We start from the raw sequence: 26,179 nt of genomic DNA, 5'->3' as shown, positions 1-26,179 counted from the left end.
TGTTGATGGAGTAGCCCATGGCGCTAAGCACGACCCAGGAAATCATTGCCGATATCAAGGCTGGCAAGATGGTGATCCTGATGGATGACGAAGACAGGGAGAACGAAGGGGACCTCATCATGGCCGCCTCCTGTGTCCGCCCGGAAGATATCAACTTCATGGCCCGCTATGGCCGGGGGCTCATCTGTCTGACCCTGACCCGGGATCGCTGCAAGCAGCTGGCGCTGCCGCTGATGGTCGATCGCAACAATGCCCAGTTCTCCACCGCCTTCACCGTGACCATCGAAGCGGCCGAAGGGGTGACCACCGGCATCTCCGCCGCCGACCGCGCCGTCACCGTGCAGGCTGCTGTCGCACCGAACGCCAAGGCCGCCGATCTGGTGCAGCCCGGCCACATCTTCCCGCTGATGGCGCAGGATGGTGGCGTGCTGACCCGCGCCGGTCACACCGAGGCCGGTTGCGATCTGGCCCGGCTGGCGGGTTACGAGCCGGCGTCCGTCATCGTCGAGATCCTCAACGAAGACGGCACCATGGCGCGCCGCCCTGATCTGGAGCTGTTCGCCGAGCAGCACGGCATCAAGCTCGGCACCATCGCCGACCTCATCGAATACCGCAACCAGCACGAGACCACGGTGGAGAAGGTGGCCGAGTGCAAGCTGCCCACCGAGTTTGGCGAGTTCGACCTCATCACCTTCCGCGACACCATCGACAACCAGGTGCACTTCGCCCTGAAAAAGGGTGAGGTACAGGCCGAGCAGCCGACCCTGGTGCGGGTCCATCTGCACGACGTGCTGAGCGATCTGCTGTTGACCGATCGCCACAGCGCCCGCAGCTGGCCGCTGCCCAAATCCATGGCCCGCATCGCCGACGAAGGCGGGGTGCTGGTGATCCTGGGGGCGGAAGCCCATGGCGCCGAGCTGCTGGCCCGGGTCAAGGGGTTCGAGGCGGCGGACAAGGGGTTGGCACCGGAAGGGGCCAAGTGGCAGGGCACCTCGCGCCGGGTCGGCGTCGGTTCCCAGATCCTCAAGGCGCTGGGCGTGGGCAAGATGCGCCTGTTGAGCTCGCCGAAGAAGTACCATGCCCTCGGCGGTTTCGGCCTGGAAGTGGTGGAGTACATCGGCGAATAAGCCTGATGTGATGAAATGAATATGAAGCAAGGGATGACCTCGGTCATCCCTTGTTGTTTTGCCTTAGCGGCGCCGGCGCAACCAGGCCAGCGGCAGCAGCAACAGGGCTGCGAAACCGGTGGCGCCACCACCGCCACTGCTTGAAGTGGTCGTCGTTGTGGTGGTCGTGGTGGTATCCGGAGTCTTGGTGGGCTCACTGGTGAGACTGATCAAGGCCCCTTCAAGGCGCTGGCTCGCCCCCTGTTCATTGGTGGCGGTGAGTTCAACGCCCTGCACGCGAAGGGTACCGACTGTATTGTTGCCATCGGCGCGAAGCCGCAGGGTGCAGGTTTGACCCGCTTCCAGACGGCCGGCGCAGCCGTTGCTCATGGCGGAGGCATCGCTGTAGATGCCGCTCAGGGTGACCGCCTGGTTGCTGCGGTTGGCCAGCAGGTAGTCGGCCCAGCCACTGGTGCCTGAAGGCAGGATCAGGCCGCGGACCGTGGTCAGGGTGACGCCTTGCTGCTGCTCGGCGATCCAGTCACTGAAGGCGGGGGCGTAGACATAGCCACCGGCGCTGCCGGTGGCGCAGGGGAAGGCCCCGTAGCTGGTCACGCCGACCAGTTGTCCACCATAAGTGAGCGGGCCACCGCTGTCGCCTTTGCAGGTGTCCTGACCGGCCAGCTTGCCGGCGAAGATATGGGTCGTGGTCGGGTCACCGTACCAGAAGTCCCTGTCTCCCCGATAGGCGAGATCCACCGCCAGCAGCTGCGGGCTGGCTTTGGTCGCGCTGGGGTCGATGCCACCGTACCCCAGGGCATGCAGCATGGTCGTGTTCTGCTGCCAGGTATCCTTGATGACGGGGTCGGCGATGGCGATCGGTGTCTGGGTAACGGGGGTGGCAAGGTGCAGCAGGGCCACATCCGAGGCGTTCGGGGTGTCGCGATAACCGAGATTGATCAGCAGGTTGACGTAATACTCCGGGTGCATCAGCACCTGGTCTACCTTGCTGCGAAGGTGAGGGCGGCTGAGATCACTCACCCCGATGGCCACTTCCATGGGGCCGGACTGGGCCTCTGCGACGCAGTGCGCAGCGGTGAGTACCCACTGCTTGTCGATGAGGGTGCCGCCGCAGAAATTGCTCCAATTGCCGTTGACGACTTCGCCGACGGCCACCATCCAGCTGGGGGCTGTGACGGCGCTGCCGCCGATGATGCGCGGGCTGCCAGCATCGGCCTGAGCAGCCAGCGGCAGCAGGCAGGCGAGTGCGACGCCGCTGCGTTTGAAATCCAACATACTGAACTCCTTGGTGTTATTATTTTAACCCGTAGTAGGGTGACGTATTATTATCAGGTCGGATCAGTTAAGCAAAAAGTCAATTGCACTGTCGTTGCCAGAATTGTGATGCATGTTTTTGTCCGATTCCCCTTTGTGCTAGAATGTGCGCACTTTTGACTCCGGCCCCTTTTGATTGCACAGAGACAGGATTTCCCATGAAGGTTATCGAAGGAAATATCGCCGCTCCTGAGGCGCGCGTTGCTATTGTCGTTGCCCGTTTCAACAGCTTCATCAACGAAAGCCTGGTGGACGGTGCGGTAGACGTACTGAAGCGTCAAGGTCAAGTCCAGGACAGCAACCTGACCCTGGTGCGAGTGCCGGGCGCAGTCGAAATCCCCCTGGCCATCAAGAAGCTGGCCAAGAGTGGTCAATATGACGCCATCGTGGCGCTGGGCACCGTCATCCGTGGCGGCACCTATCACTTCGATCTGGTGGCAAACGAGAACAGCAAGGGCATGGCCCAGGTAATGATGGAATATGAAATTCCGGTTGCCTTCGGCGTACTGACCACTGAAAACATTGAACAAGCCATCGAGCGTGCCGGTACCAAGGCGGGTAACAAGGGTGCAGAGGCAGCATTGAGCGCGCTCGAAATGATCAACGTCCTGAAACAGCTGGACGTGTAACGAGGAGAAATGCATTGAAACCGTCCGAGCGCCGCAAGGCCCGCCATTGTGCCACCCAGGCCATCTACCAGTGGCAGATGACCAAGGCCAACGTGGGCGACATCGAAGAGCAGTTCAAGATCGATCAGGACACCAAGGGTGTGGACCTGAACTACTTCCGCGATCTGCTGTTCGGAGTAGCCCTCCACTGCAACGAGCTGGACAAGGTCTTCGCACCTTTCCTCTCCCGTCCGCTGGAAGAAGTGGACATGGTGGACAAGGCGATCCTGCGTCTGGCGACCTATGAGCTGACCCGTCGTGATGATGTGCCGCCGCGCGTGGCCATCAACGAAGCGATCGAGCTGGCCAAATCCTTTGCTGCCGATGACAGCCACAAGTTTGTCAACGGTGTACTGGACAAGGTGATCAAGTCGCTGAACAAGCGTTGATCCTGCTGTCCGTCAACAGCATCTAAGAGAGGAGCCAGCTTATTGCTGGCTTTTTACTGTATGGGTGAATTCGAGCTGATTGATAAGTACTTCAAGGTCCCTCACGCCCGCAAGGACGTGGTGATGGGCCCTGGAGATGATTGTGCCCTGCTGACCCTGCCCCCCGACACCCAGCTGGCGGTGAGCACAGATACCCTGGTGAGCGGCGTCCACTTCTTTCCCGACATGGATCCGGTGGATCTGGGCTACAAGGCGCTGGCGGTCAATCTCTCCGATCTGGCTGCCATGGGCGCCGAGCCGCGCTGGGTCTCGCTGGCGCTGACCCTGCCCACCATCAACGAGGCCTGGGTAGCCGGTTTTGCCGAAGGGTTCCTGGAGCTTGCCGAATACTACAACGTGGCGCTGGTGGGCGGCGACATGACCCGCGGCCCGCTCTCCATCACGGTATCGGTGAAAGGGTCGGTGCCGGCTGGCCGTGCCCTGCTGCGCAGCGGTGCCAAGGCCGGGGACGGGGTCTACGTGACCGGCACCCTGGGCGATGCCGCCCTGGCGCTCTCCCATCTGCTGGCCAAGCGAACCCTCAACGAGAACCAGCTGGCGGCCGTGCTGCCGCGCCTCGACCATCCCCATCCCCGCATTCTGGCCGGACAGGCCCTGCGCGGGCTGGCCGGCAGCGCGCTGGATCTCTCCGACGGGCTTTCCTCGGATCTCGGCCATATCCTCAAGGCCTCCGGCGTGCGGGCCCAGATCGATCTCGATCTGCTGCCGCTCTCGCCGGTGCTGCAGGATGCGGTGAGCGAACAGGATGCCTGGCAGCTGGCACTGGCGGGTGGCGATGACTATGAGCTCTGCTTCACCGTGCCGGAGGAGCATCGCGGCGCGCTGGACACGGCGCTGGCCAACTGCGGCGTCAAATTTACCCGCATCGGCCGCATCGTTGCCGGCGAGCCGGGCATCGACTATCTGCGGGGTGAACAAATGGTGGCGCTGGAGCTGAAAGGGTGGGACCACTTCGCATGAGCCTGTTCGCGATAAAGCCCGAGCTGAAGCGGCTGAACCTGAAGCATCCGCTGCACTTTCTGGCGGTGGGTTTTGGCTCCGGCCTTTCGCCCAAGGCGCCGGGTACCATGGGGACGCTCGCCGCCATCCCCCTTTACCTGCTGGTGAGCGGTCTGTCGACGCCCTGGTTCATTGGGCTGCTGGTGTTGGGCTTCGTGGTGGGCATCCGGATCTGCCAGAGCGCCACCGATGCCATCGGCATGCCGGATCACGGCGCCATCGTCTGGGACGAGGTGATCGGTTTTGGGGTCACCATGATAGCGGCGCCGGCTGGCTGGGAATGGGTGCTGGCCGGTTTCGTGCTGTTCCGGTTGTTCGACATCCTCAAGCCCTGGCCCATCTCCTGGTTTGATCGCCGCATTCATGGCGGCCTTGGCATCATGCTGGACGATCTCATCGCTGGCCTGTTCGCCCTGTTTTGTATGCAATCGCTGGCATACTGGCTGGGTTGAGGGTGACAGCAAGGGGGAGCGCCATGCTGGCATCCCCCTATATATCTCTGTTTAGTTTTCATTCATCGGCATATGCTGCCGTTAAAAAATCATTTCACATAAATATTCACTACTCATTCGAAGCTTAAGACTATTAAGTCAATAGTGAATATTCCCGCCTGTTACGCCATTGTTGAAAGTAAAAGCACTAGTCATGCATTTTATTGGTCATATAGTCTGTATATGTGATAGTAGTCATGATTTATGACTGCTGACTTGGCTGCTAACTGAGCAAAGTATTGCGAAATTGTATAACCCGATCATTTACACTCGCCGCCAAACCGTCTAAGTTACTCGCGGGTTATTCCAAAAAAATGCAAAAAACCCGCCCGGATCGCTGGTTTCGTTGTCTCATGGATTGAGCGTTTTGCAGTCATATCAAGCACTCAAGATCACCCCAAGGCACGACCGGCATCTGCGGCCGATTTACGGACGAATTATTTGGGACGGATGTCCCCCGCAGAGGTAAACATGTCCTTGCTCGAAGTGAAAAACTTGCGGATCGAGTACCCCTCCCGCTACGGGGTGCTGGCCGCAGTGAAGGATCTCTCTTTTTCCGTGGAAAAGGGAGAGATAGTCGGTGTGGTAGGCGAGTCCGGTGCCGGCAAGTCCACCATAGGCAACGCCGTCATCGACCTGCTGAGCCCCCCTGGCCGTATCGCCCGTGGCGACATCTATCTCAATGGCGAACTCATCTCCGGCAAGAGCCAGAACGAGATGCGGGCCATTCGAGGGTCGCGCATCGGCTTCATCTTCCAGGACCCCATGACCTCCCTCAACCCGCTGTTCACCGTCGAACGGCAGCTGGTTGAAACCATTCTGGCCAATACCGACCTCACCCGTGAGGCGGCCTTTGCCAAGGCGCTTTCCCTGATGGCGGCGGTGGGGATCCCGCAGCCTGAGCTGCGCATCAAGCAGTACCCCCATCAGTTCTCCGGTGGCATGCGCCAACGGGTGGTCATTGCCATCGCCCTCTCCGGCGATCCCGAGCTCATCATCGCCGACGAACCGACCACGGCGCTGGACGTCTCCATTCAGGATCAGATCCTCCAGCTCATCCGCAACCTCTGTAAAGAGCGGCAGGTGGGCTGCATGCTGGTGACTCACGACATGGGCGTGGTGTCCAACGTCACCGACAAGGTGGCGGTCATGTATCGCGGCGATCTGGTGGAGTTCGGTACCACCGAACAGGTGCTGGGCCGCCCCAACCACCCCTATACCCGCAGCCTCATCTCGGCGGTGCCCCGCTCGGATGTGAAGCTGGTGCGCTTCCCGCTGGTTTCCTATATCGAGGACGCCGGTGCGGCGGATACCAGCATCGATCTCAAGACCCACTGGCTCGGCCAGAGTCAGGACGAGCGCGCCTATGAAGGGGCGCTGCTGCGGGTGGAGAACGTGGATCTGAAGTTCGTCACCAAGGATTCCCTGTTCCCGAGCCGCCGCCAGTACGTGCGGGCTTGCAACAACATCAGCTTCGAGATCTTCGAGGGTGAAACCTTCGGTCTGGTGGGGGAGTCTGGCTCCGGCAAGTCGACCATCGCCCGTGCCATCACCGGCCTCTATCCGCCCGATACCGGCAAGATCTTCTTCGAGGGGATCGATCTGACCGCGCTCAAGGGCGAGCATGAGCGCCGCCCGCTGCGTCGCCAGATGCAGATGGTGTTCCAGAATCCCTACTCCTCGATGAACCCGCGCATGAAGGTGCGTGACATCATCGCAGAGCCGATCCGCTTTCATAAGCTGGCTGGCAGCGAGAGCCAGATCGAGGGGATCGTGGGGGATCTGCTGGATCACGTCGGCCTTGGCCGCGGTGCCGGGGTCAAGTATCCCCACGAATTCTCCGGCGGCCAGCGTCAGCGTATCTCCATTGCCCGCGCCCTGGCGACCCGGCCACGTTTCCTCATCTGCGACGAGCCCACCTCGGCGCTGGATGTGTCGGTGCAGGCCCAGATCCTCAACCTGCTCAAGGATTTGCAGCAGGAGCTAGGCCTCACCATGCTGTTCATCAGTCACGATCTGCCGGTGATCCGCCAGATGTGCGATCGCATCGGGGTGATGCAGCACGGTCATCTGGTGGAAGTGGCGGAGACCGAGAAACTCTTTACCAATGCCGAGCATGAGTACAGCCGCAAGCTGATCTCCCTCATGCCGGAGTTCAAGGGAATGTCCCGCGAGGGGCTGGAAATCGCAAGCTAGGAAAGGGGCGGCCCGCCGCTCTGCTTGTCAAAAAAAGTGTCAATAAAAAGCCAAAAGCATGGAGAAAGACATGAAGAAAGGATTATCCAAGATTGCCCTGGCGCTGTTTGCCGCCGGTTTCGCTTTTAACGTTTCCGCCGTCGACATCAAGGTCGCCGTCGCCTCCGACGCTACCTCGCTGGACCCGCAGGAGCAGCTCTCCGGTCAGACCCTGGAGATGTCCCACCTGGTGTTCGATCCGCTGATGCGTTACACCCAGGACCTGAAATTCGAGCCGCGTCTGGCCGAGAAGTATGAGCGCATCGACGACAAGACCGTGCGCTTCTTCCTGCGCAAGGGCGTCAAGTTCCACTCCGGCAACGACTTCACCGCCGATGACGTGGTGTGGACCGTCAACCGTCTGAAGTCCTCCGTCGACTTCAAGGCCATCTTCGACCCCATCGCCGAAGTGAAGAAGGTCGATGAGTACACCGTTGATCTGATCACCGCCAAGCCGTTCCCGCTGGTGCTGCAGACCGTCACCTATATCTTCCCGATGGACTCCAAGTTCTATACCGGCAAGACCGAGGCGGGCAAAGACAAGGCCGAGATCGTCAAGAACGGCGACTCCTACGCCTCCACCCATGTCTCCGGTACCGGCCCGTTCAGCGTCAAGTTCCGCGAGCAGGGCGTCAAGCTGGAGTACACCCGCAACGCCAACTACTGGGACAAGGCCTCCAAGGGCAACGTCGACAACCTGACCGTGGTGCCCATCAAGGAGGACGCCACCCGCGTGGCGGCCCTGCTGGGTGGTGACGTGGACGTGATCTACCCGGTTGCGCCGAACGATCTGGAGCGCGTGAAGAACGGCAAGGACACCCAGCTGGTGACCCTGTCCGGTACCCGCGCCATCATCATCGAGCTGAACCAGAACACCAACCCGGCGCTGAAAGACAAGCGCGTGCGTCAGGCGATCAACTACGCCATCAACCAGGTGGGCATCGTCGAGAAGATCAACAAAGGCTTCGGTACCCCTGCCGGCCAGCTGAGCCCGAAAGGCTATGCCGGTCACAACGAGGCGCTCAAGCCCCAGTATGATCTGGCCAAGGCCAAGCAGCTGATGAAGGAAGCCGGCTATGAGCAGGGCTTCAAGATGAGCTTCATCTCCCCGGCTGCCCGTTACGTCAACGACGTCAAGATTGCCCAGGCCGTCTCCGCCATGCTGGCCAAGATCAACATCAAGGTGGATCTGAAGACCATGCCGGTGGCCCAGTACTGGCCTGAGTTTGACAAGTGCGCCGCGGACATGCAGCTGATCGGCTGGCACTCCGACACCGAAGACAGTGCGAACTTCTTCGAGTTCCTGACCTTCACCAAGGATGCCAAGACCGGCATGGGCCAGTACAACTGCGCCGGTTATGCCAACGCCGAGGCTGACAAGCTGGTCGAGCAGGCCAACGCCGAGACCGATCCGGCCAAGCGTGCCGAGATGCTGAAGAAGGTCGAAGCCATGCTGATCGACGACGCTGCCTATGTGCCGCTGCACTGGGAAGATTTGGCCTACGGCGCCAAGAAGAACGCCGATATCAAGCCGGTGGTCAACGTGATGAACTTCCCTTACTTCGGCGACCTGGTGGTCGGCAAGTAAGCGAAGGTTGCAAGGAAGGACGGGGCGGGGTGGTCAGCCGGCCACCCCGCCTGCTAACAGAAGCCTGTGCCATGACACAGGCCACGTAGAAGGACAAGCATGTTTACATTCCTGCTGAAACGGTTCTATCAGGCCGTGATAGTGATGTTCGTCATCAGCCTGGTCGCCTTCTCCATCCAGGACAACCTGGGGGATCCGTTGCGCGAGCTGGTGGGACAATCGGTCTCCGAAGCCCAGCGCCACGAATTGCGCGAGAAGATGGGCCTCAACGATCCTTTCCTCGTCAAATACAGCCGCTTCTTGAAGAACGCGGTACACGGGGATCTGGGTACTTCCTACTTCTTCAAGCGACCAGCCCTCGAGGTTATCCTCGACAAGCTGGTGGCTACTCTTGAGCTGGTGTTTGGCGCTGCGCTGATCATCGTGGTGGTCTCCATTCCGCTTGGGGTCTACTCGGCGATCCGCCCGCACAGCATACCGACCAAGATCATCATGGCGGGGAGCAGCATCGGTATCTCGATCCCGGTGTTCCTGACCGCCATCATGCTGATGTACCTCTTCTCCATCCAGCTGGGCTGGCTGCCGGCCTATGGCCGCGGCGAGACCTACAACCTGCTGGGCTGGGAGTCGGGCTTCTTCACCTGGGACGGCATCAAGCATTTGATCCTGCCCTGCGTGGCACTCTCCTCCATCATGCTGCCGCTGTTCATCCGGCTGGTGCGCTCCGAGATGCTGGAGCAGCTCTCCTCCGAGTACGTCAAGTTCGCCCGTGCCAAGGGGCTGGACAACAACAAGGTCTACTACAGCCACGCCCTCAAGAACACCATGCTGCCGGTCATTACCGTCGGTGGTGTGCAGATCGGCACCATGGTGGCCTACACCATCCTGACCGAGAGCGTGTTCCAGTGGCCGGGGACCGGCTTCCTGTTCCTCGAGGCGATCCACCGGGTCGATACGCCCCTCATCACCGCCTACGTCATCTTCGTCGGGCTCATTTTCGTGGTGACCAATACCCTGGTCGACCTGCTTTACGGGTTGATCAACCCGACCGTCAACCTGACCGCCAAGGGGTAACAGATGACTAATGCTGTAACTGCAAGCCCAAGCCGTTGGGCACGTATTAAAAATTCCGACATCGTCTACTACTTCCTGCGGGACAAGGTAGCCATGTTCAGCTTTGCGGTGTTCGTGGTGTTCGTACTGGCGGCGCTGCTGGCACCCTGGCTGGCCCCGTACAACGTCTACGACCAGACCAGCTTCGATCTGATGGATGCCGAATTGCCGCCCTCCTGGCTGGAAGGGGGCGAAGAGCGCTTCTGGCTCGGTACCGACAACCAGGGTCGCGACATCTGGAGCACCATCCTCTATGGCGCCCGCATCTCGCTGACCATAGGTCTGTTCGCGGTGGCGCTGCAGCTGGTGCTCGGCATTGTCATCGGGTTGATCGCCGGTTACTTCGGTGGCCGCATCGACAGCCTGCTGATGCGCTTTGCCGACGTGCAGCTGTCGTTCTCCACCATGATGGTGGCGATCATCATCTCCGCCATCTTTCAGGCTACGTTTGGTTCCGAGTTCTACTCGAAGTTCGCCATCCTGATGCTGGTGGTGATCATCGGTATCGCGGAGTGGCCGCAGTACGCCAGAACCGTGCGTGCCTCGGTGCTGGCGGAGAAGAAGAAGGAGTATGTGGAAGCGGCCAAGGTGATGGGCTTTCGCGCCCCACGCATCATGTTCCGCCACATTCTGCCCAACTGCCTGTCGCCGATCCTGGTCATCTCCACGGTGCAGGTGGCCAACGCCATCATGAGTGAGGCGGCGCTCTCCTTCCTCGGTCTGGGGATGCCGGTGGATCAGCCGTCGCTGGGCTCGCTCATCAGCGTGGGCTTCAACTACATCTTCTCCGGTTCCTGGTGGATCACCGCCTTCCCGGGCATCTGCCTGGTGGTGCTGGTGCTGGTCATCAACCTGCTGGGTGACTGGCTGCGGGATGTGTTCAATCCCAAGCTCTACAAGGGCTGATGGTCACAGATAAACCAACGAGACAGACAAACAAAAAGGGCGCCGTAACGGCGCCCTTTTGCTGTGTGTGCTGAGGGGGTCAAGCCTGCAGCCACTGCTCTATGCTGCGCTGGATGCCGGCGCCATCGAGCCCCAATAGAGCGTAGATCTCTTCCTGGGTACCCTGTTCGACGAAGCGATCCGGCAGGCCGAGATTGAGCACCGGCTTGCACTGTTTGCTGTGCATCAGCAGCTCGTTCACCGCAGAGCCCGCGCCGCCCATGATGGCGTTGTCCTCGAGGGTGACGAACTGATCGTGGGTCGCGGCCAGAGAGAGCACCAGCGCCTCGTCCATCGGTTTGACGAAGCGCATGTCCACCAGGGTGGCATCGAGCGCCTCGGCTGCCGCTTTGGCCTGTTGCAGCAGGGTGCCGAACGCCAGGATGGCGGTGCCCTTGCCTTGACGCACGATGCGCCCCTTGCCGAGCGCCAGCGCCTGCATCTCGCTCTCGACCTGGATGCCGGTGCCGCTGCCGCGGGGGTAGCGCACCGCCGCCGGCCCGTTGCACTGGTAGCCGGTGTAGAGCATCTGACGGCATTCGTTCTCGTCGGACGGGGTCATGATCACCATGTTGGGCACGGTGCGCAGGAAGCTGATGTCGAACGCCCCCTGATGGGTGGGGCCGTCGGCCCCCACCAGACCGGCCCGGTCGATGGCGAACAGTACCGGCAGCTCTTGCAGCGCCACATCGTGGATCAACTGGTCGTAGGCCCGCTGCAGGAAGCTCGAGTAGATGGCGACCACCGGCTTCTGGTCGGCGATGGCGAGACCGGCGGCGAAGGTGACCGCGTGCTGCTCGGCGATGGCCACGTCGAAGTAGCGATCCGGATACTGCTGGCTGAACTTCACCAGGCCGGAGCCTTCGCGCATGGCCGGGGTGATGCCGACCAGCCGCTCATCCTTGGCCGCCATGTCGCACAGCCACTGGCCGAAGATGGCGGAGAAGCTCGGCTTGCCGCCGCTCGCCTTGGGCAGGGTGCACTCGTCCGGATTGAACTTGGGCACGCCGTGATAACCGATGGGGTCCTTCTCGGCGGGCTCGTAGCCCTTGCCCTTCTTGGTCTTGACGTGCAGCAGCTGCGGCCCCTTGAGGTTGCGCATGTTACGCAGGGTCTCGACCAGGGCGTTGATGTCGTGGCCGTCGATGGGGCCGATGTAGTTGAAGCCGAACTCCTCGAACAGGGTGCCGGGCACCACCATTCCCTTGAGGTGTTCCTCGGCCCGCTTGGCCAGCTCCTTGACCGGCGGCAGGCCGGCCAGCACCTTCTTGCCACCCTCGCGGATGGTGGTGTAGAGCTTGCCAGACATGATGCGGGCCAGGTGGTTGTTCAGTGCCCCGACATTTTCTGAGATGGACATCTCGTTGTCGTTGAGCACCACCAGCATGTCCTTGTGGACATCGCCGGCGTGATTGAGTGCCTCGAACGCCATGCCGGCAGTGATGGCGCCATCGCCGATCACCGCTACCACCTTGCGCCCCAGCCCTTCGCTTTCGGCCGCAACGGCCATGCCGAGCGCCGCACCGATGGAGGTGCTGGAGTGGCCGACTGAGAGCACGTCATATTCGCTCTCGCCGCGCCAGGGGAAGGGGTGCAGACCGTCTTTCTGGCGGATGCTTTGCATCCGATCGCGGCGACCGGTGAGGATCTTGTGGGGATAAGCCTGGTGGCCCACGTCCCACACCAGCCGATCGAACGGGGTGTTGTAGACGTAGTGCAGCGCCACCGTCAGTTCGACGGTACCGAGCCCGGAGGCAAGATGGCCACTGGAGCGACTCACCGAACGCAGCAGATATTCACGCAGTTCGTTGCACAGTACGGGCAGTCGCTCGAAGGGCAGGGATCGCAACTCGACCGGCGTATCCGCGAGGGCCAGGTTGGGGAAATTACTTATATCAACGCTCATATTGTTACTGTTATCCAGCGTTTAGTGGGTTCGCTCGATGATGTAATCGGCAAACGCTTCCAGAATGTCGGTATTGTAGGGCAAAGATTGCAAGGCTGTTAAGGCTTTACCATGCAGTTCGCGAGCCAGCTCACGGGCATTGTCGAGCCCCAGCAGCGCCGGATAGGTACTCTTTTCCAGCGCCAGATCGGAACCTTGCCGCTTGCCGAGGGTGGCGGTATCGCCCGTGATGTCGAGGATGTCATCCTGCACCTGGAAGGCGAGACCGATGGCGGCGGCATAGGTTTGCAGCGCGCTCAGGGTGGTTTCATCCACGTCCGCCTTGCACAGGGCGCCAAGCGCCACGGCGCACTCGATGAGAGCCCCGGTCTTGTGGCGGTGTACCTGTTCCAGCTCGGCGAGGGAAATCTGGCGCCCTTCCGCCAGCAGATCCAGCGCCTGACCGCCGCACATGCCGAGATAACCCGAGGCGCGGGCCAGTCGGCTCAGCATCCGTACCCGGTTGGCCAGCAGCGAATCCGGCATCGGGTGATCGGCCAGAATGGTGAAGGCCAGGGTCTGCAGGGCGTCGCCGGCCAAAATGGCGGTGCCTTCATCAAATGCCTTGTGCACCGTCGGCTGACCGCGACGCAGATCGTCGTTGTCCATGGCGGGCAGATCGTCGTGTAGCAGGGAGTAGGCGTGGATGCACTCCACCGCGGCGGCAGGGCCGTCCAGCAGCTCGTTCTTTACGCCCAGCATCTCGCCGACGGCGTAGACCAGGAAGGGGCGCACCCGTTTGCCGCCCAGCAGCAGGCCATAGCGCATGGCATCGCGCAGGCGAGGGGCCATGGCGGGCAAGGATTCAAGTTGTGCAGACAGACAGTCGTCAATACGTTGCCGGTGCAGGCGGGAAAAATCGTCCAGCGTCACTCACTCCTCTCCTTGCTCTGGCTGGAAGGGGACGGCTTGCTCGCTGCCATCGGCCTGAGTCAGCAGGATCTGGATCTTCTGCTCGGCCTGCTCCAGCTTCTGCTGGCCGGCCCGCACCAGATGAATGCCCTGCTCAAACTGCTTGAGGGCCTCTTCCAGCGGTAGGGAGCCCTGTTCCAGTTGATGAACTATGGTTTCCAGCTCTTCCAGAGTGGCATCAAAACTCAGGCGGTCGATTTTTTTACTGGCCATGTCCATCCTCGGGGATTGAAAAAAACGGCTTATCTTAACATCGACGACGGGCAGGGGGGAGGCAGAAAAATGCCGTCGGCTTAAACTCTCGGAAAAGTGGCCGATAATAAGCCATCTTCCGAATGGGGAAAATTGTGGCAACCCTTGCCGCTGATGAGCCAATAGCAGAAAATTCAACAAACTGCAGATACAACAAATTTCAGCTGACAGGAGTAGGGATGTGGATTTAGGCAGTCTGATAGGCATAGTGCTGGGGTTCGGGGTGGTGGTGTACGGCATGCTGCTGGGTGGCCCCATGAGCATGTATGTGGATATGCCCTCGGTCTATATCACCATTTTGGGTTCTCTGTTCATCTGCATGATGAAGTTCAACCTCGGCCAGTTTCTGATGGCGTTCAAGGTGGCCGGCAAGGCATTCATGTACAAGGGGGACAAGCTCGATGACCTGATTGCCAAGGCGGTGGAGCTGGCGGACGCGGCCCGCAAGGGGGGCTTCCTGGCCCTGGAGGCGGCGGAGATCCCCAATACCTTCATGAAGAAGGGCATCGACATGCTGGTGGACGGCCATGACGCCGACGTGGTGCGGGCGGTGATGGAGAAGGACATCGAGCTGACCTCGGAGCGCCACGTCATCGCCGTCAAGGTGTTCCGCTCCCTGGGGGATCTCGGCCCTGCCATGGGGATGATAGGTACCCTGGTGGGCCTGGTGGCCATGCTGGCGAACATGAGTGACCCTAAATCCATCGGCCCGGCCATGGCGGTGGCCTTGCTCACCACCCTGTACGGGGCGATCGAGGCCAACATGATCGCCATCCCCATCGCCGACAAGCTGGAGCTGCGCAGCGGTGAGGAGCAGCTGAGCCGTACCCTGATCCTCGACGCCATCATGGGCATTCAGGATGGCCAGAACCCGAGAGTGATCCAGGCCATGCTGCAGAACTACCTGAACCAGTCCAAACGCAGCAACGGGACCGAATAGGAGCGCGCATGGCAAAGTGCAAATGCCCACCTCCCGGTCTGCCCGGCTATATGGGAACCTTCGCCGACCTGATGTCGCTGCTGATGTGCTTCTTCGTGCTGCTGCTCTCGTTTGCCGAGATGGACGTGCAGAAGTTCAAGCAGATTGCCGGCTCCATGGAGAAGGCGTTCGGGGTACAGAATATTCTCGAGGTGAAGGACATTCCCAAGGGAACCTCCGTCATCGCCCAGGAGTTCAGGCCGGGTCGCCCGGAGCCTACCCCCATCGATACCATCATGCAGCAGACCATGGACATGACCCAGACCGAGCTGGATTTCCAGCCCGGTGATGCCGATCAGGCTGGCGGTCATGACAAGAGTGAAGAGAAGCTGGTGGGGGGCGATACCCAACAGGAGGCGCAGAAACAACAGCAGCAGGAGCAGTCCAACGCGCTGGCCAAGGCGCTGGCGGATCAGATGAAGGCGCAGATCCAGGATGGCGCAATCGAAGTGGAGGCGCTGGGCCAGCAGATCATCATCCGGATCCGGGAAAAAGCGGCCTTCCCGGCGGGATCCGCCTTCCTGCAGCCCCAGTTCTGGCCGGTGGTACGCAAGGTGGCAGCCCTGCTCAAGGATGTGCCCGGCGAGATCACCGTCTCGGGCCATACCGATGATGCCGCCACCGAGGATGAGCTGTTCCAGTCCAACTGGGAGCTCTCCTCCCAGCGGGCGGTGGCGGTAGCCCACCAGATGATCAAGGTACCGGGCTTCGATGGCGGCCGGCTGGTGGTACAGGGCATGGCCGATTCCCAGCCGCTGGTGCCCAATACCAGCCCGGAAAACCGGCGCATGAACCGGCGGGTGGAGATCTCCATCATGCAGGGCAAACCGACGGTGTCAGCCCCGATCAGCGCGCAGGAGCAGAAATAGTTCCGGTAAATTCTGATGAGAAAGCGCGATCCCGCTCGCAGGGACTGACATGGATTTTGTGCCGGCTTCATATTAAGATGCCTCATCCGAACCGACAGCTGCGGCTCTCTCTGATAGCCGCAGCTTCTCTTTTCAAGCAACCCAGGTTTCGACTATGAATCATACTCCGATGACTGTTCGCGGCGCTGAAAAGCTGCGTGAAGAGCTCGAATATCTCAAGACCGAGCTGCGTCCGCAGATTATCGAAGCGATTGCAGATGCCCGTGAACATGGTGATCTGAAAGAAAACGCCGAATACCATGCTGCCCGCGAGCAGCAAGGCTTCTGTGAAGGCCGTATCCAGGAAATCGAGAGCAAGCTCTCCAACGCCCAGGTGATCGACATCACCAAGATGACCAACAATGGTCGCGTCATCTTCGGGGCAACCGTGACTCTGCTCAAGAGCGAGACGGAAGAAGAGGTGGTCTACCGTATCGTGGGCGACGACGAGGCGGACATCAAACAGAACATGATCTCCGTGAATTCCCCCATCGCCCGTGCTCTGATCGGCAAGGAAGTGGACGATGTGGCCATCGTCAAAACGCCGGCAGGCGATGTGGAGTACGAGATCCTGGAAGTTGCCTACCTCTGAGGTAGCTTGATGCCAGAACAGGGGAGCCCCGGCTCCCCTGTTTGTATTTAGCGGGGCTGGTAAGCCTGGGTGAAGGCGTCCTGATGACGCTGGAACATCCAGTTGCGCAGCAGTTCAAGGTCCGCTTTGGCCATCTGGAAATGCAGTGCCCAGCCCTGGATGCCGTTGCGACGATGAATGTGTCTGACCAGCTCAGCGCTGAGCGGCAGGGGGGCGAGATCCTCAATGAGCAGGCTGCCTGTCAAGGTTGCGCCGACGGCCAGTCCGGGCGGCAGGCCCTCGACGACCAGACCATCGAGCGACAGGCTGTGCACTAGATAGTCATGCTCACCCATCCTGAAGCTGGCCTGCTCGTCCAGCCGCCAAGTGCGCGGATGGGGATAACCCAGCTCCTTGATGACGGGGGCGGCGATGCGTGGCTCGACGAAGCCATCATCCCCTTGAGTGAAGCGCAGCGGAAAACGGAGCTGATGCCCGGCAAAACGGGCTTCCAGCACCAGCTGGTCGGCGCGTTGCAGCAGGCCTAGCAGGGGAGTGGCGAGATAACCGCTCAGGGATTGACCGGCGGCCGTCTCCTGATCGCTTCCCAAGTCCCGTAGCATGGCCAGTTCATCTTCGGTGAGAATCTGATGGTGATCCATAGCGGGTATCCACGAGTATTCATCGCAGGTTAAGGGCCTGGCGACTACTTTGGCAAGCGACTTGGGAAGAGGGGAAATGAAGGAAAGAGCGATGCTCTTTCCTGTTACTTGCGGGGCAGTTGGATTTTCGGCTCGTTGGCCTGACGATAGATGGTCAGCACGTGGCCGATGCTCTGTACTTTCACCGCGCCGGTTTCACGGACGATGGCATCCATAACCAGCTGTTTCATCTCACGATCTTCAGACGCAACCTTAACCTTGATCAGCTCGTGGTGGTTGAGCGCCAGATCGATCTCGGCCAGCACACCTTCGGTCAGACCGTGTTGTCCCAGCAGGACGACCGGCTTCAGACTGTGGGCAAGGCCCTTGAGGTACTGTTTCTGTTTATTGTTGAGAATCATGGCAATTTCTTCATAAGTCAGGGTTGAAAGGGGCGTATTCTACCCCCACTTAGCCCTTAATACTAATAACCCTTGTGGTTTTTTAAAGTCGACGATCATGACCCAGAAAAAACATTCCCCCAGTTCAACCCGCTGGTTAAAAGAGCATTTTGACGATCAATACGTCAAAAAAGCCCAGAAGTTGGGACTGAGATCCCGTGCCGTGTTCAAGATCGACGAGATCCAGGGCAAGGACAAACTGCTCAAGCCGGGCATGACGGTGGTGGATCTGGGGGCGGCCCCCGGTGGCTGGTCCCAGTTTGCCATCGACCAGGTCGGTGACAAGGGCCGGGTGATCGCCTGCGATATTCTGCCGATGGATTCCATCGCCGGTGTCGATTTCCTTCAGGGCGACTTTCGGGAGGAAACTGTACTGGGCGCCCTGCTTGAACGGGTAGGTCCGGACAAGGTTGACGTCGTCATGTCCGACATGGCGCCCAACATGAGCGGTACTCAGCAGGTGGATCAGGCCCGTTCCATGTATCTGGTCGAACTGGCGCTGGACATGTGCAATCAGGTCCTGCGGGCCAACGGCAGCTTCGTGGTCAAGGTATTCCAGGGGGAGGGGTTTGATATCTATCTCAATGAAATCCGTAAACTTTTCACTGCCGTCAAGATTCGTAAACCAGACTCGTCTCGTGCCCGTTCACGAGAAGTCTACATTGTGGCTACCGGTTTTAAACTGTAGTACCCTAACCTTCATCGTTAACTGTCAGTCTGCGAGGTTACTGATTTGAGTGACATGGCGAAAAACCTAATCCTGTGGCTGGTCATCGCCGTCGTGTTGATGTCGGTGTTCAATAGCTTCAGCCCCAGCGATACCACCAGTCGCCAGCTGGACTATTCCAGCTTCGTTAAAGAAGTGACCCAAGAGCAGATCCGTGAAGTGCGGATGGATGGCAAGGTCATTAATGGCGTCAAGCGCACCGGTGAACGCTTCACCACCATCATCCCGGCGCCGGATCCCCAGCTGCTCAACGACATGCTCAATCACAATGTCAAAGTGATGGGCGAGAAGCCGGAAGAGCCGTCTCTGCTGACGTCCATCTTCATCTCCTGGTTCCCGATGCTGTTGCTGATCGGTGTCTGGGTCTTCTTCATGCGTCAAATGCAGGGCGGTGGTGGCAAGGGTGCCATGTCGTTCGGCAAGAGCAAGGCTCGCCTGATGAGTGAAGATCAGATCAAGACCACCTTTGCCGACGTGGCCGGCTGTGACGAAGCCAAGGAAGAGGTGAAGGAGCTGGTCGACTATCTGCGCGATCCGAGCAAGTTCCAGAAACTGGGCGGCAAGATTCCGACCGGTGTGCTGCTGGTTGGTCCTCCCGGTACCGGTAAGACCCTGCTGGCCAAGGCCATTGCAGGCGAGGCCAAGGTCCCCTTCTTTACCATTTCGGGTTCAGATTTCGTCGAAATGTTCGTGGGTGTCGGTGCCTCCCGGGTACGCGACATGTTCGAGCAGGCCAAGAAGTCTTCTCCCTGCATCATCTTCATCGATGAGATTGACGCAGTCGGTCGCCAGCGTGGTGCCGGTCTGGGCGGTGGTCATGACGAGCGTGAGCAGACCCTGAACCAGATGCTGGTCGAAATGGATGGCTTTGAAGGCAATGAAGGCATCATCGTCATCGCCGCCACCAACCGTCCTGACGTACTGGACCCGGCCTTGCTGCGTCCGGGTCGTTTCGACCGCCAGGTCGTGGTCGGTCTGCCGGATGTCCGTGGTCGCGAACAGATCCTGAAAGTGCATATGCGCAAGGTGCCGTTGGCGGATGATGTCAATCCGGCGCTGATTGCCCGTGGCACCCCCGGTTTCTCCGGTGCTGACCTGGCCAACCTGGTCAACGAAGCTGCTCTGTTCTCGGCCCGCGAGAGCCGTCGTGTGGTTTCCATGGCCGAGTTTGAAAAGGCCAAGGACAAGATCATGATGGGTGCGGAACGTCGCTCCATGGTGATGAAAGAGTCCGAGAAAGAGATGACAGCCTATCACGAAGCCGGTCACGCCATCATTGGTCGTCTGGTGCCGGATCATGACCCCGTCTACAAGGTCTCCATCATTCCGCGCGGTCGTGCGCTGGGTGTGACCATGTACCTGCCGGAGCAGGATCGCTGGAGCCACTCCAAGCAGCATCTGGAGTCCATGATCTCCAGCCTGTACGGCGGTCGTCTGGCGGAAGAGTTGATCTACGGTGCTGAGAAGGTATCGACCGGTGCGTCCAACGACATCGAGCGTGCCACCGACATCGCCCGCAAGATGGTGACCCAGTGGGGCATGTCCGAGCGCCTCGGCCCCATGCTCTATGCGGAAGAAGATGGCGAGGTGTTCCTCGGTCGCAGCATGGCCAAGGCCAAGCACATGTCCGATGATACTGCACGTGTCATCGATGCCGAGGTCAAGCAGGTCATCGATCGCAACTACGCCCGCTCCAAGCAGATCCTGCTGGACAACATGGACGTGCTGCACAGCATGAAAGATGCGCTGATGAAGTACGAGACCATCGATGCCAAGCAGATCGACGATCTGATGGCTCGCCGCGAAGTGCGTGCCCCCAGCAACTGGCATGATGAGCACGGTGATACCCCGCAAGGCGGTGCCACGGTTGCTGCAGAGGCCAAGCCGGCGGTAGCCGAGACCGAGCAGGTGGCTGATGTCGATATCGACAAGGCCAACGATCTGCCGGCCAAATAAATCGTGATGATACAAACCCCGGGCTGGCCCCGGGGTTTTTCTTTATGTCAACGGAAGTAACGATGCAGCTAACCAGCAAGGGGCTCAGCCTCTCCCTCGAACGTCCCCACGTCATGGGGATCCTCAATGTGACACCGGACTCCTTCTCCGACGGCGGTCATTTCAATCAGCTGGAGCGGGCGATGACCCATGCGCGCCAGATGGTGGCGGAGGGGGCGACCCTCATCGACATCGGTGGCGAGTCGACCCGTCCCGGTGCTCCCGATGTGAGCGAGCAGGAGGAACTGGACCGAGTCATTCCCGTGGTGGAGCGCATGGTCGCCGAACTGGAGGTGATGATCTCCCTGGATACCTCCAAGGCGGCGGTGATGCGGGAAGGCTGCGCGGTGGGTGCCCATCTTATCAACGACGTACGAGCCCTGCTCGAGCCGGGGGCCCTGGCCGCGGCCGCCGTTGCCGACGTTCCGGTGTGCCTGATGCACATGCAAGGACAGCCGAGAACCATGCAGGCAGAGCCGCATTATGATGATCTGCTGGGGGAGGTGAGGGCTTTCTTCGACGAGCGGATCGCCGCCTGCCTGGCAGCGGGAATACGGAGGGAGCAGTTGTTGCTGGACCCCGGTTACGGTTTTGGCAAGACGCTCGCACACAACTATCAGCTGCTTGCGCAGCAGGAGAAGTTGCTCGATTACCAGCTTCCGCTCTTGGTCGGTATGTCGCGAAAGTCTATGATAGGCAACCTGCTTGGCCGCCCGGTTGATGAACGGCTGGCCGGCAGTCTGGCCTGTGCGCTCATCGGGATGCAGCGCGGTGCCCGGATCATTCGGGTGCACGATGTGCGAGCGACCATGGATGCCTTGCGTACCGGCTGGATGGTCATGACGGGACAAGATTTCATATCCAAATAAAAAAACGAGAACAGACAATGGCAAGAAAGTATTTTGGCACCGACGGTGTACGCGGCAAGGTGGGTGAATACCCGATCACCCCGGATTTCGTGATGAAACTGGGCTGGGCCGCGGGCAAGGTGCTCTCCAAGAAGGGTACTCGCAAGGTGCTGATCGGCAAGGATACCCGCATCTCCGGCTACATGCTGGAGTCCGCACTGGAGGCGGGCCTGTCCGCCGCGGGTCTCAAGGCCATTCTGATGGGCCCCATGCCCACCCCGGCCGTCGCCTACCTGACCCGCACCTTCCGGGCCGAAGCCGGCATCGTCATCAGCGCTTCCCACAACCCCTATTACGACAACGGCATCAAGTTCTTCTCCGCCGACGGTACCAAGCTGCCTGACGAAGTCGAGATGGCCATCGAAGCCGAGCTGGACCACGAACTCAAGTGTGTGGAGTCTGCCGAGCTGGGCAAGGCACTGCGCATCGACGATGCCGCTGGTCGTTACATCGAATTCTGCAAGAGCACTTTCCCCTCCAATCTGAGCCTGGAAGGGTTGAAGATGGTGGTGGACTGCGGTCATGGTGCGACCTACCACATTGCGCCTTCCGTGTTCCGCGAGCTGGGAGCAGAAGTGATCGCCATCGGCTGCAGCCCGGATGGTCTCAACATCAACGACGGTGTCGGTTCGACCGCCCCCGAAGCTCTGGCGGCCAAGGTGCTGGAGTGCAAGGCAGATCTGGGGGTGGCCTTCGATGGTGATGGCGACCGTCTGGTGATGGTGGACAACACCGGCTATATCATCGACGGCGACGAAATCCTCTACATCATTGCCCGCGATGCACTGCGCAACGGTCGCCTCAAGGGCGGCGTGGTGGGCACCCTGATGGCCAACATGGGTCTGGAGCTGGCGCTGCAGACTCTCGGCATCCCGTTCGCCCGCGCCAAGGTGGGTGACCGCTACGTGCTGGAGATGATGAACGAGAAGGGCTGGCGCATCGGCGGCGAGAACTCCGGTCACATCATTTGCCTGGATCAGACCACTACCGGGGATGGCATCGTCGCCGCTCTGCAGGTACTGACCGCCATCTGCACCGCCGAGATGCCGCTGGCCAAGCTGCGCTCCGGCATGAACAAGTTCCCGCAGGTGCTGGTCAATGTACGTTTTGCCGAAGGCAAGGATCCGCTGGCGGCCGACGCCGTGCAGCAGGAAGTGGCCAAGGTGGAACAGGAGCTGGCCGGTCGTGGCCGTGTGCTGCTGCGCAAATCCGGCACTGAACCTCTGATCCGCGTGATGGTGGAAGGGGAACATGAACAGCAGGTGCGTGATATGGCCCAACGCATCGCACAACAGGTCGAATCGGCGTTTTAATGAACAAAAAGGGCGGCTTTTAAGCCGCCCTGGTTGTATCTTGTTCAAACGATTCGAAAATTTGAAAATAGCGCTTGTCAGCTGACAATCCTCTGGATATTATCAGCCCCGCTTTCGCAAGGGAGTTGCCGATGGGACATCGCAAGCCGTTTGTAGCCGCCAACTGGAAGTTACACGGTAGTAGGTCGCAGTTAGAGCAGTTTACTGGTCAATGTCTGAAGGGCGTTGATGAACGAGTAGACGTGGTCTTGTGTCCATCCCATGTGCATCTCGACTTTACGGCCGCATTGCTCGGTGAGCAGCGGACAATGAAGTTGGGGGCTCAGAATGTGAGCCAGCACAGACAGGGCGCTTACACGGGGGAAATCTCGTGTCAGATGCTGGTCGAGGCAGGGTGTCGATACGTACTGGTAGGGCACTCCGAGCGCAGGCGTCTCTTTGGTGAGACCAGTTTTATCGTCGCAGAGAAGTTTGCGGCAGCCAGAGCGGCAGGTCTGATTCCCATCCTCTGTTTGGGTGAATCAGGGGCAGCGAGGCAGGCGAGAAGAACCTTCGAGGTGATCGCCGAAGAGCTGGACATCGTCATAGAGAAAAATGGCGCGATGGCTTTCGATAATGCTATCATCGCCTACGAGCCGATTTGGGCTGTAGGTACAGGTAAATGCGCCACACCCGAGCAGGCACAAGAGGTTCATTCCTTTATACGTGGTCGCTTGGCGGAGGATACTCCGGTCATAGGTGAGAAAGTCAGAATCATCTATGGTGGGAGCGTGACGCCGGCCAATGCGAGAGAGTTGTTTGCCCAGCCCGACGTTGACGGCGGCCTGATTGGGGGAGCAAGTCTCGATGACCAGACGTTTTTAGGAATTGTTGAAGCGGCAAAGGGTGCAAGTTAAATGTACGAGATTCTTTTGGTCGTTTATCTGCTGGTGTCACTGGCTCTGATTGGTCTGGTGATGATTCAGCAAGGTAAAGGGGCTGACATGGGCGCCTCCTTCGGCGCAGGGGCATCGAATACCGTATTCGGCTCCGGTGGTTCAGGCAGCTTCCTGACCCGCACAACAGCGATTTTGGCTACTCTGTTCTTCTTGATTAGCTTGGTGCTTGGCTCTATGTCCAGCAACAAGGTCAAACAGGGTAGTGAATGGGAAAATCTGCAACAAACCCAACAGGTTGAGCAGAGCAAAGCGCCAGTCAAGAAAGACACTGACGTTCCCGAGTAAGAGTTTTGCCGTGGTGGTGGAATTGGTAGACACGCTATCTTGAGGGGGTAGTGCTCTAGGGTGTGCGGGTTCGAGTCCCGCCCACGGCACCAATTAAGCAGTGAGCCCGGGTAACCGGGTGTATTATAGCCAGTCAGTCTTGTGTGACGAGGGTGAAGTGGCTATAATCTCGCACGATTTCGGACGCGGGGTGGAGCAGCATGGTAGCTCGTCGGGCTCATAACCCGAAGGTCGTCGGTTCAAATCCGGCCCCCGCAACCAAATTTCACGCATTTCCTACGCTCAGGAAGGCGGTCGCTGCGAGGCGACAATCAGGGTAAAGCGCCAAGCCCCGATTTGACATCGGGGCTTTTTGTTATGTGCAATTTACTCTGAACCAATTTCTATCTGGGCTTTATGCCCTTTTTTTGTTTTTTCGGAGGGTGACTTTGGCTACGTTGGAACAACGTTTGACCGATCTGCTCGAGGCTCCTGTCGTTGCCTTGGGCTTTGAACTGTGGGGTATTGAGTTTATCCGTGCGGGTAAACACTCCACCTTGCGCGTCTATATCGACGGCGAGCATGGCGTGAGCGTCGAGAACTGTGCTGAGGTCAGCCATCAGGTTGGCGCCATCATGGATGTCGAAGATCCCATCACCGAGGAGTATTACCTCGAGGTGTCTTCCCCGGGTCTGGATCGTCCCCTGTTCAAGGTTGCCCAGTTCGAAAAATACGTTGGCCAAGAGGCGGCGGTAACGCTTCGGATGGCAACAAACAACCGCCGCAAGTTCAAAGGCGTAATCAAAGCCGTGCAGGGCGACATGATCACCCTGACGGTAGATGGTAAGGACGAAGTGTTGGCTTTCACCAATATCCAAAAAGCGAACATAGTGCCGAACTTTGGTTAACGAGGCTATCGGATATGAATAAAGAGATTTTGCTGGTCGTTGACGCAGTTTCCAACGAGAAGGCGGTACCCCGCGAGAAGATTTTCCAGGCTCTGGAAACCGCGTTGGCGACAGCGACCAAGAAAAAATACGAAGGCGAGATTGAAGTTCGGGTCGAGATCGATCGCAAGACCGGTGACTACGACACTTATCGCCGCTGGGTCGTCATTGCAGATCAAGCTGCGATGGAAAACCCCTACGCCGAGATTACCCTGGAAGCTGCCCAGATCGAGCAGCCAGAAATCCAGATCGGTGAATACGTTGAAGATCAGATCGACTCTGTCACCTTCGACCGCATCACCACCCAGACTGCCAAGCAGGTCATCGTGCAGAAAGTGCGCGAAGCCGAGCGTTCCCAGGTCGTTGACCAGTTCAAGGACAAGGAAGGCACCATCATCAGCGGCGTGGTCAAGAAGAGCAACCGCGACAACGTGATCCTGGATCTGGGCAGCAACGCCGAAGCCGTGATCTTCCGCGACGACATGCTGCCGCGCGAGACCTTCCGCCCGGGTGACCGCATCCGTGGTCTGCTCTACGCCGTGCGTCCGGAAGCCCGTGGTTCCCAGCTGTTCGTCAGCCGTTCCAGCCCGGACTTCCTGAAAGAGCTGTTCCGCATCGAAGTACCGGAAATCGGTGAAGAGATGATCGAAATCATGGGCGCAGCCCGTGATCCGGGTTCCCGCGCCAAGATCGCGGTGAAGACCAACGATCGTCGTATCGACCCGATCGGTGCCTGTATCGGCATGCGTGGTGCCCGCGTTCAGGCGGTCTCCGCCGAGCTGAGCGGCGAGCGCGCCGACATCGTGCTGTACGATGACAACCCGGCCCAGTACGTGATCAATGCCATGGCGCCTGCCGATGTGGCCTCCATCATCGTTGATGAAGACAACCACACCATGGACATCGCCGTGGAAGCCGCCAACCTGGCCCAGGCCATCGGCCGCAACGGTCAGAACGTGCGTCTGGCTTCCCAGCTGACTGGTTGGGAGCTGAACGTGATGACCGTCGAGGACATGCGTGCCAAGCACCAGGCCGAGAACGACCGCATCCTGACGCTGTTCACCAGCACTCTGGACATCGATGACGATTTCGCCAGCCTGTTGATGGAAGAGGGTTTCTCCACTCTGGAAGAGATCGCCTTCGTGCCGGTCAACGAGCTGCTGGCCATCGATGGCCTGGACGAAGACATGGTGGAAGAGCTGCGCAAACGCGCCAAGGATGCTCTGACCACCAAGGCTTTGGCCAAAGAAGAATCCTTTGAAGGTGTAGAGCCTTCCGAAGAACTGCTCAATCTGAACGGCCTTGGCCGTGAAATGGCGTACGCACTGGCCGCTCGCGGCATCGGTACCCTGGAAGATTTGGCAGAGCAAGGCATCGATGACCTTGCTGATATTGAAGGGCTGACGGCAGAGAAAGCCGGTGAGCTGATTATGGCTGCTCGTAATATCTGTTGGTTCGGAGAAGAGCAGTCTGAGTAAGATCAAACGGA

General features: G+C 59.5%; 26 protein-coding genes and 2 tRNA genes. 22 read left to right on the top strand and 6 right to left on the bottom strand.

What is annotated here, in order from left to right; translation table 11 throughout:
• The first annotated feature begins 17 nt into the window (after positions 1-17).
• On the top strand, positions 18-1,127 hold the full coding sequence (ribBA, locus tag QLG02_RS03145; protein WP_065479063.1) for a bifunctional 3,4-dihydroxy-2-butanone-4-phosphate synthase/GTP cyclohydrolase II: 1,110 nt from the start codon (positions 18-20) through the stop codon (positions 1,125-1,127).
• 63 nt (positions 1,128-1,190) lie between these two features.
• On the opposite strand, the gene QLG02_RS03140 is transcribed toward ribBA, so the two are convergent.
• The gene (locus QLG02_RS03140) at positions 1,191-2,402 is read right to left on the bottom strand and encodes a serine protease (RefSeq protein WP_282464482.1); all 1,212 of its coding nucleotides are present in this window, start codon (positions 2,400-2,402) and stop codon (positions 1,191-1,193) included.
• A gap of 197 nt (positions 2,403-2,599) precedes the next feature.
• Here QLG02_RS03140 and ribE point away from each other — a divergent pair, with 197 nt between their 5' ends.
• From ribE to QLG02_RS03100, 8 genes are all read left to right on the top strand, one after another.
• Positions 2,600-3,070, top strand: a complete 471-nt coding sequence (ribE, locus tag QLG02_RS03135) for a 6,7-dimethyl-8-ribityllumazine synthase (RefSeq protein WP_016351731.1) — start codon at positions 2,600-2,602, stop codon at positions 3,068-3,070.
• Between the two features lie 14 nt (positions 3,071-3,084).
• Complete coding sequence (gene nusB / locus QLG02_RS03130; RefSeq protein ID WP_011707095.1) at positions 3,085-3,498, top strand: transcription antitermination factor NusB; 414 nt, start codon at positions 3,085-3,087, stop codon at positions 3,496-3,498.
• Between the two features lie 60 nt (positions 3,499-3,558).
• A complete protein-coding gene (thiL, locus tag QLG02_RS03125) occupies positions 3,559-4,518 on the top strand; it encodes a thiamine-phosphate kinase (RefSeq protein WP_282464481.1) in 960 nt (319 codons plus the stop codon).
• On the top strand, positions 4,515-5,009 hold the full coding sequence (locus tag QLG02_RS03120; protein ID WP_282464480.1) for a phosphatidylglycerophosphatase A: 495 nt from the start codon (positions 4,515-4,517) through the stop codon (positions 5,007-5,009). The genes thiL and QLG02_RS03120 overlap by 4 nt, the downstream gene beginning before the upstream one ends.
• A gap of 510 nt (positions 5,010-5,519) precedes the next feature.
• Positions 5,520-7,244, top strand: a complete 1,725-nt coding sequence (locus QLG02_RS03115; protein ID WP_011707092.1) for an ABC transporter ATP-binding protein — start codon at positions 5,520-5,522, stop codon at positions 7,242-7,244.
• 70 nt (positions 7,245-7,314) lie between these two features.
• Complete coding sequence (locus tag QLG02_RS03110) at positions 7,315-8,871, top strand: ABC transporter substrate-binding protein (protein WP_044800621.1); 1,557 nt, start codon at positions 7,315-7,317, stop codon at positions 8,869-8,871.
• A 99-nt stretch (positions 8,872-8,970) separates the two neighbouring features.
• The gene (locus tag QLG02_RS03105; RefSeq protein ID WP_011707090.1) at positions 8,971-9,945 is read left to right on the top strand and encodes an ABC transporter permease; all 975 of its coding nucleotides are present in this window, start codon (positions 8,971-8,973) and stop codon (positions 9,943-9,945) included.
• Between the two features lie 3 nt (positions 9,946-9,948).
• Positions 9,949-10,890, top strand: a complete 942-nt coding sequence (locus tag QLG02_RS03100; protein ID WP_282464479.1) for an ABC transporter permease — start codon at positions 9,949-9,951, stop codon at positions 10,888-10,890.
• Positions 10,891-10,969: 79 nt separating this feature from the next.
• On the opposite strand, the gene dxs is transcribed toward QLG02_RS03100, so the two are convergent.
• The 3 genes from dxs to xseB are packed head-to-tail and all read right to left on the bottom strand — an operon-like array spanning position 10,970 to position 13,999.
• On the bottom strand, positions 10,970-12,835 hold the full coding sequence (gene dxs / locus QLG02_RS03095) for a 1-deoxy-D-xylulose-5-phosphate synthase (protein WP_282464478.1): 1,866 nt from the start codon (positions 12,833-12,835) through the stop codon (positions 10,970-10,972).
• A gap of 21 nt (positions 12,836-12,856) precedes the next feature.
• A complete protein-coding gene (gene ispA, locus QLG02_RS03090; RefSeq protein ID WP_103828439.1) occupies positions 12,857-13,747 on the bottom strand; it encodes a (2E,6E)-farnesyl diphosphate synthase in 891 nt (296 codons plus the stop codon).
• Complete coding sequence (gene xseB / locus QLG02_RS03085) at positions 13,748-13,999, bottom strand: exodeoxyribonuclease VII small subunit (protein ID WP_016351725.1); 252 nt, start codon at positions 13,997-13,999, stop codon at positions 13,748-13,750.
• Positions 14,000-14,219: 220 nt separating this feature from the next.
• On the opposite strand from xseB, the gene pomA reads away from it, so the two are divergent.
• The 3 genes from pomA (at position 14,220) to greA (ending at position 16,517) form a co-directional block, all read left to right on the top strand.
• The gene (gene pomA, locus QLG02_RS03080; protein WP_135319129.1) at positions 14,220-14,978 is read left to right on the top strand and encodes a flagellar motor protein PomA; all 759 of its coding nucleotides are present in this window, start codon (positions 14,220-14,222) and stop codon (positions 14,976-14,978) included.
• Between the two features lie 8 nt (positions 14,979-14,986).
• The gene (locus QLG02_RS03075) at positions 14,987-15,886 is read left to right on the top strand and encodes a flagellar motor protein MotB (RefSeq protein WP_017409291.1); all 900 of its coding nucleotides are present in this window, start codon (positions 14,987-14,989) and stop codon (positions 15,884-15,886) included.
• 154 nt (positions 15,887-16,040) lie between these two features.
• Positions 16,041-16,517 carry a transcription elongation factor GreA gene (gene greA / locus QLG02_RS03070; protein WP_011707083.1) on the top strand — a complete coding sequence of 159 codons (477 nt, stop codon included), beginning with the start codon at positions 16,041-16,043 and terminating at the stop codon, positions 16,515-16,517.
• Between the two features lie 47 nt (positions 16,518-16,564).
• On the opposite strand, the gene QLG02_RS03065 is transcribed toward greA, so the two are convergent.
• Both QLG02_RS03065 and yhbY read right to left on the bottom strand, forming a co-directional pair.
• Positions 16,565-17,158, bottom strand: a complete 594-nt coding sequence (locus tag QLG02_RS03065; RefSeq protein ID WP_282464477.1) for a PilZ domain-containing protein — start codon at positions 17,156-17,158, stop codon at positions 16,565-16,567.
• Between the two features lie 104 nt (positions 17,159-17,262).
• Positions 17,263-17,559 carry a ribosome assembly RNA-binding protein YhbY gene (yhbY, locus tag QLG02_RS03060; protein WP_005298134.1) on the bottom strand — a complete coding sequence of 99 codons (297 nt, stop codon included), beginning with the start codon at positions 17,557-17,559 and terminating at the stop codon, positions 17,263-17,265.
• 97 nt (positions 17,560-17,656) lie between these two features.
• Here yhbY and rlmE point away from each other — a divergent pair, with 97 nt between their 5' ends.
• The 10 genes from rlmE to nusA all read left to right on the top strand — a co-directional run bounded on the left by rlmE (position 17,657) and on the right by nusA (position 26,168).
• On the top strand, positions 17,657-18,286 hold the full coding sequence (rlmE, locus tag QLG02_RS03055; protein ID WP_011707081.1) for a 23S rRNA (uridine(2552)-2'-O)-methyltransferase RlmE: 630 nt from the start codon (positions 17,657-17,659) through the stop codon (positions 18,284-18,286).
• 45 nt (positions 18,287-18,331) lie between these two features.
• Positions 18,332-20,281: an ATP-dependent zinc metalloprotease FtsH gene (gene ftsH, locus QLG02_RS03050; RefSeq protein ID WP_011707080.1), complete on the top strand. Its 1,950-nt coding sequence runs from the start codon at positions 18,332-18,334 to the stop codon at positions 20,279-20,281.
• 62 nt (positions 20,282-20,343) lie between these two features.
• The gene (folP, locus tag QLG02_RS03045; RefSeq protein WP_282464476.1) at positions 20,344-21,189 is read left to right on the top strand and encodes a dihydropteroate synthase; all 846 of its coding nucleotides are present in this window, start codon (positions 20,344-20,346) and stop codon (positions 21,187-21,189) included.
• Positions 21,190-21,206: 17 nt separating this feature from the next.
• Positions 21,207-22,541 (top strand): phosphoglucosamine mutase, encoded by a 1,335-nt coding sequence (glmM, locus tag QLG02_RS03040; RefSeq protein WP_016351721.1) that lies wholly within the window; start codon positions 21,207-21,209, stop codon positions 22,539-22,541.
• 131 nt (positions 22,542-22,672) lie between these two features.
• A complete protein-coding gene (gene tpiA / locus QLG02_RS03035; protein WP_011707077.1) occupies positions 22,673-23,437 on the top strand; it encodes a triose-phosphate isomerase in 765 nt (254 codons plus the stop codon).
• Positions 23,438-23,764: a preprotein translocase subunit SecG gene (gene secG / locus QLG02_RS03030; protein ID WP_010633113.1), complete on the top strand. Its 327-nt coding sequence runs from the start codon at positions 23,438-23,440 to the stop codon at positions 23,762-23,764. It begins immediately after the preceding gene.
• Positions 23,765-23,771: 7 nt separating this feature from the next.
• Positions 23,772-23,856 (top strand) — tRNA-Leu (locus QLG02_RS03025).
• A gap of 92 nt (positions 23,857-23,948) precedes the next feature.
• Positions 23,949-24,025 (top strand) — tRNA-Met (locus QLG02_RS03020).
• 167 nt (positions 24,026-24,192) lie between these two features.
• The gene (gene rimP / locus QLG02_RS03015) at positions 24,193-24,651 is read left to right on the top strand and encodes a ribosome maturation factor RimP (RefSeq protein ID WP_016351719.1); all 459 of its coding nucleotides are present in this window, start codon (positions 24,193-24,195) and stop codon (positions 24,649-24,651) included.
• Positions 24,652-24,665: 14 nt separating this feature from the next.
• Positions 24,666-26,168, top strand: a complete 1,503-nt coding sequence (nusA, locus tag QLG02_RS03010) for a transcription termination factor NusA (RefSeq protein ID WP_011707075.1) — start codon at positions 24,666-24,668, stop codon at positions 26,166-26,168.
• Positions 26,169-26,179 lie beyond the last annotated feature (11 nt).

It is taken from the genome of Aeromonas sp. V90_14, assembly GCF_029967615.1.
Classification (GTDB): domain Bacteria; phylum Pseudomonadota; class Gammaproteobacteria; order Enterobacterales; family Aeromonadaceae; genus Aeromonas; species Aeromonas hydrophila.
Note: the sequence above shows the minus strand (reverse complement) of the source record. Positions and strands in the feature narration are given on the sequence as shown.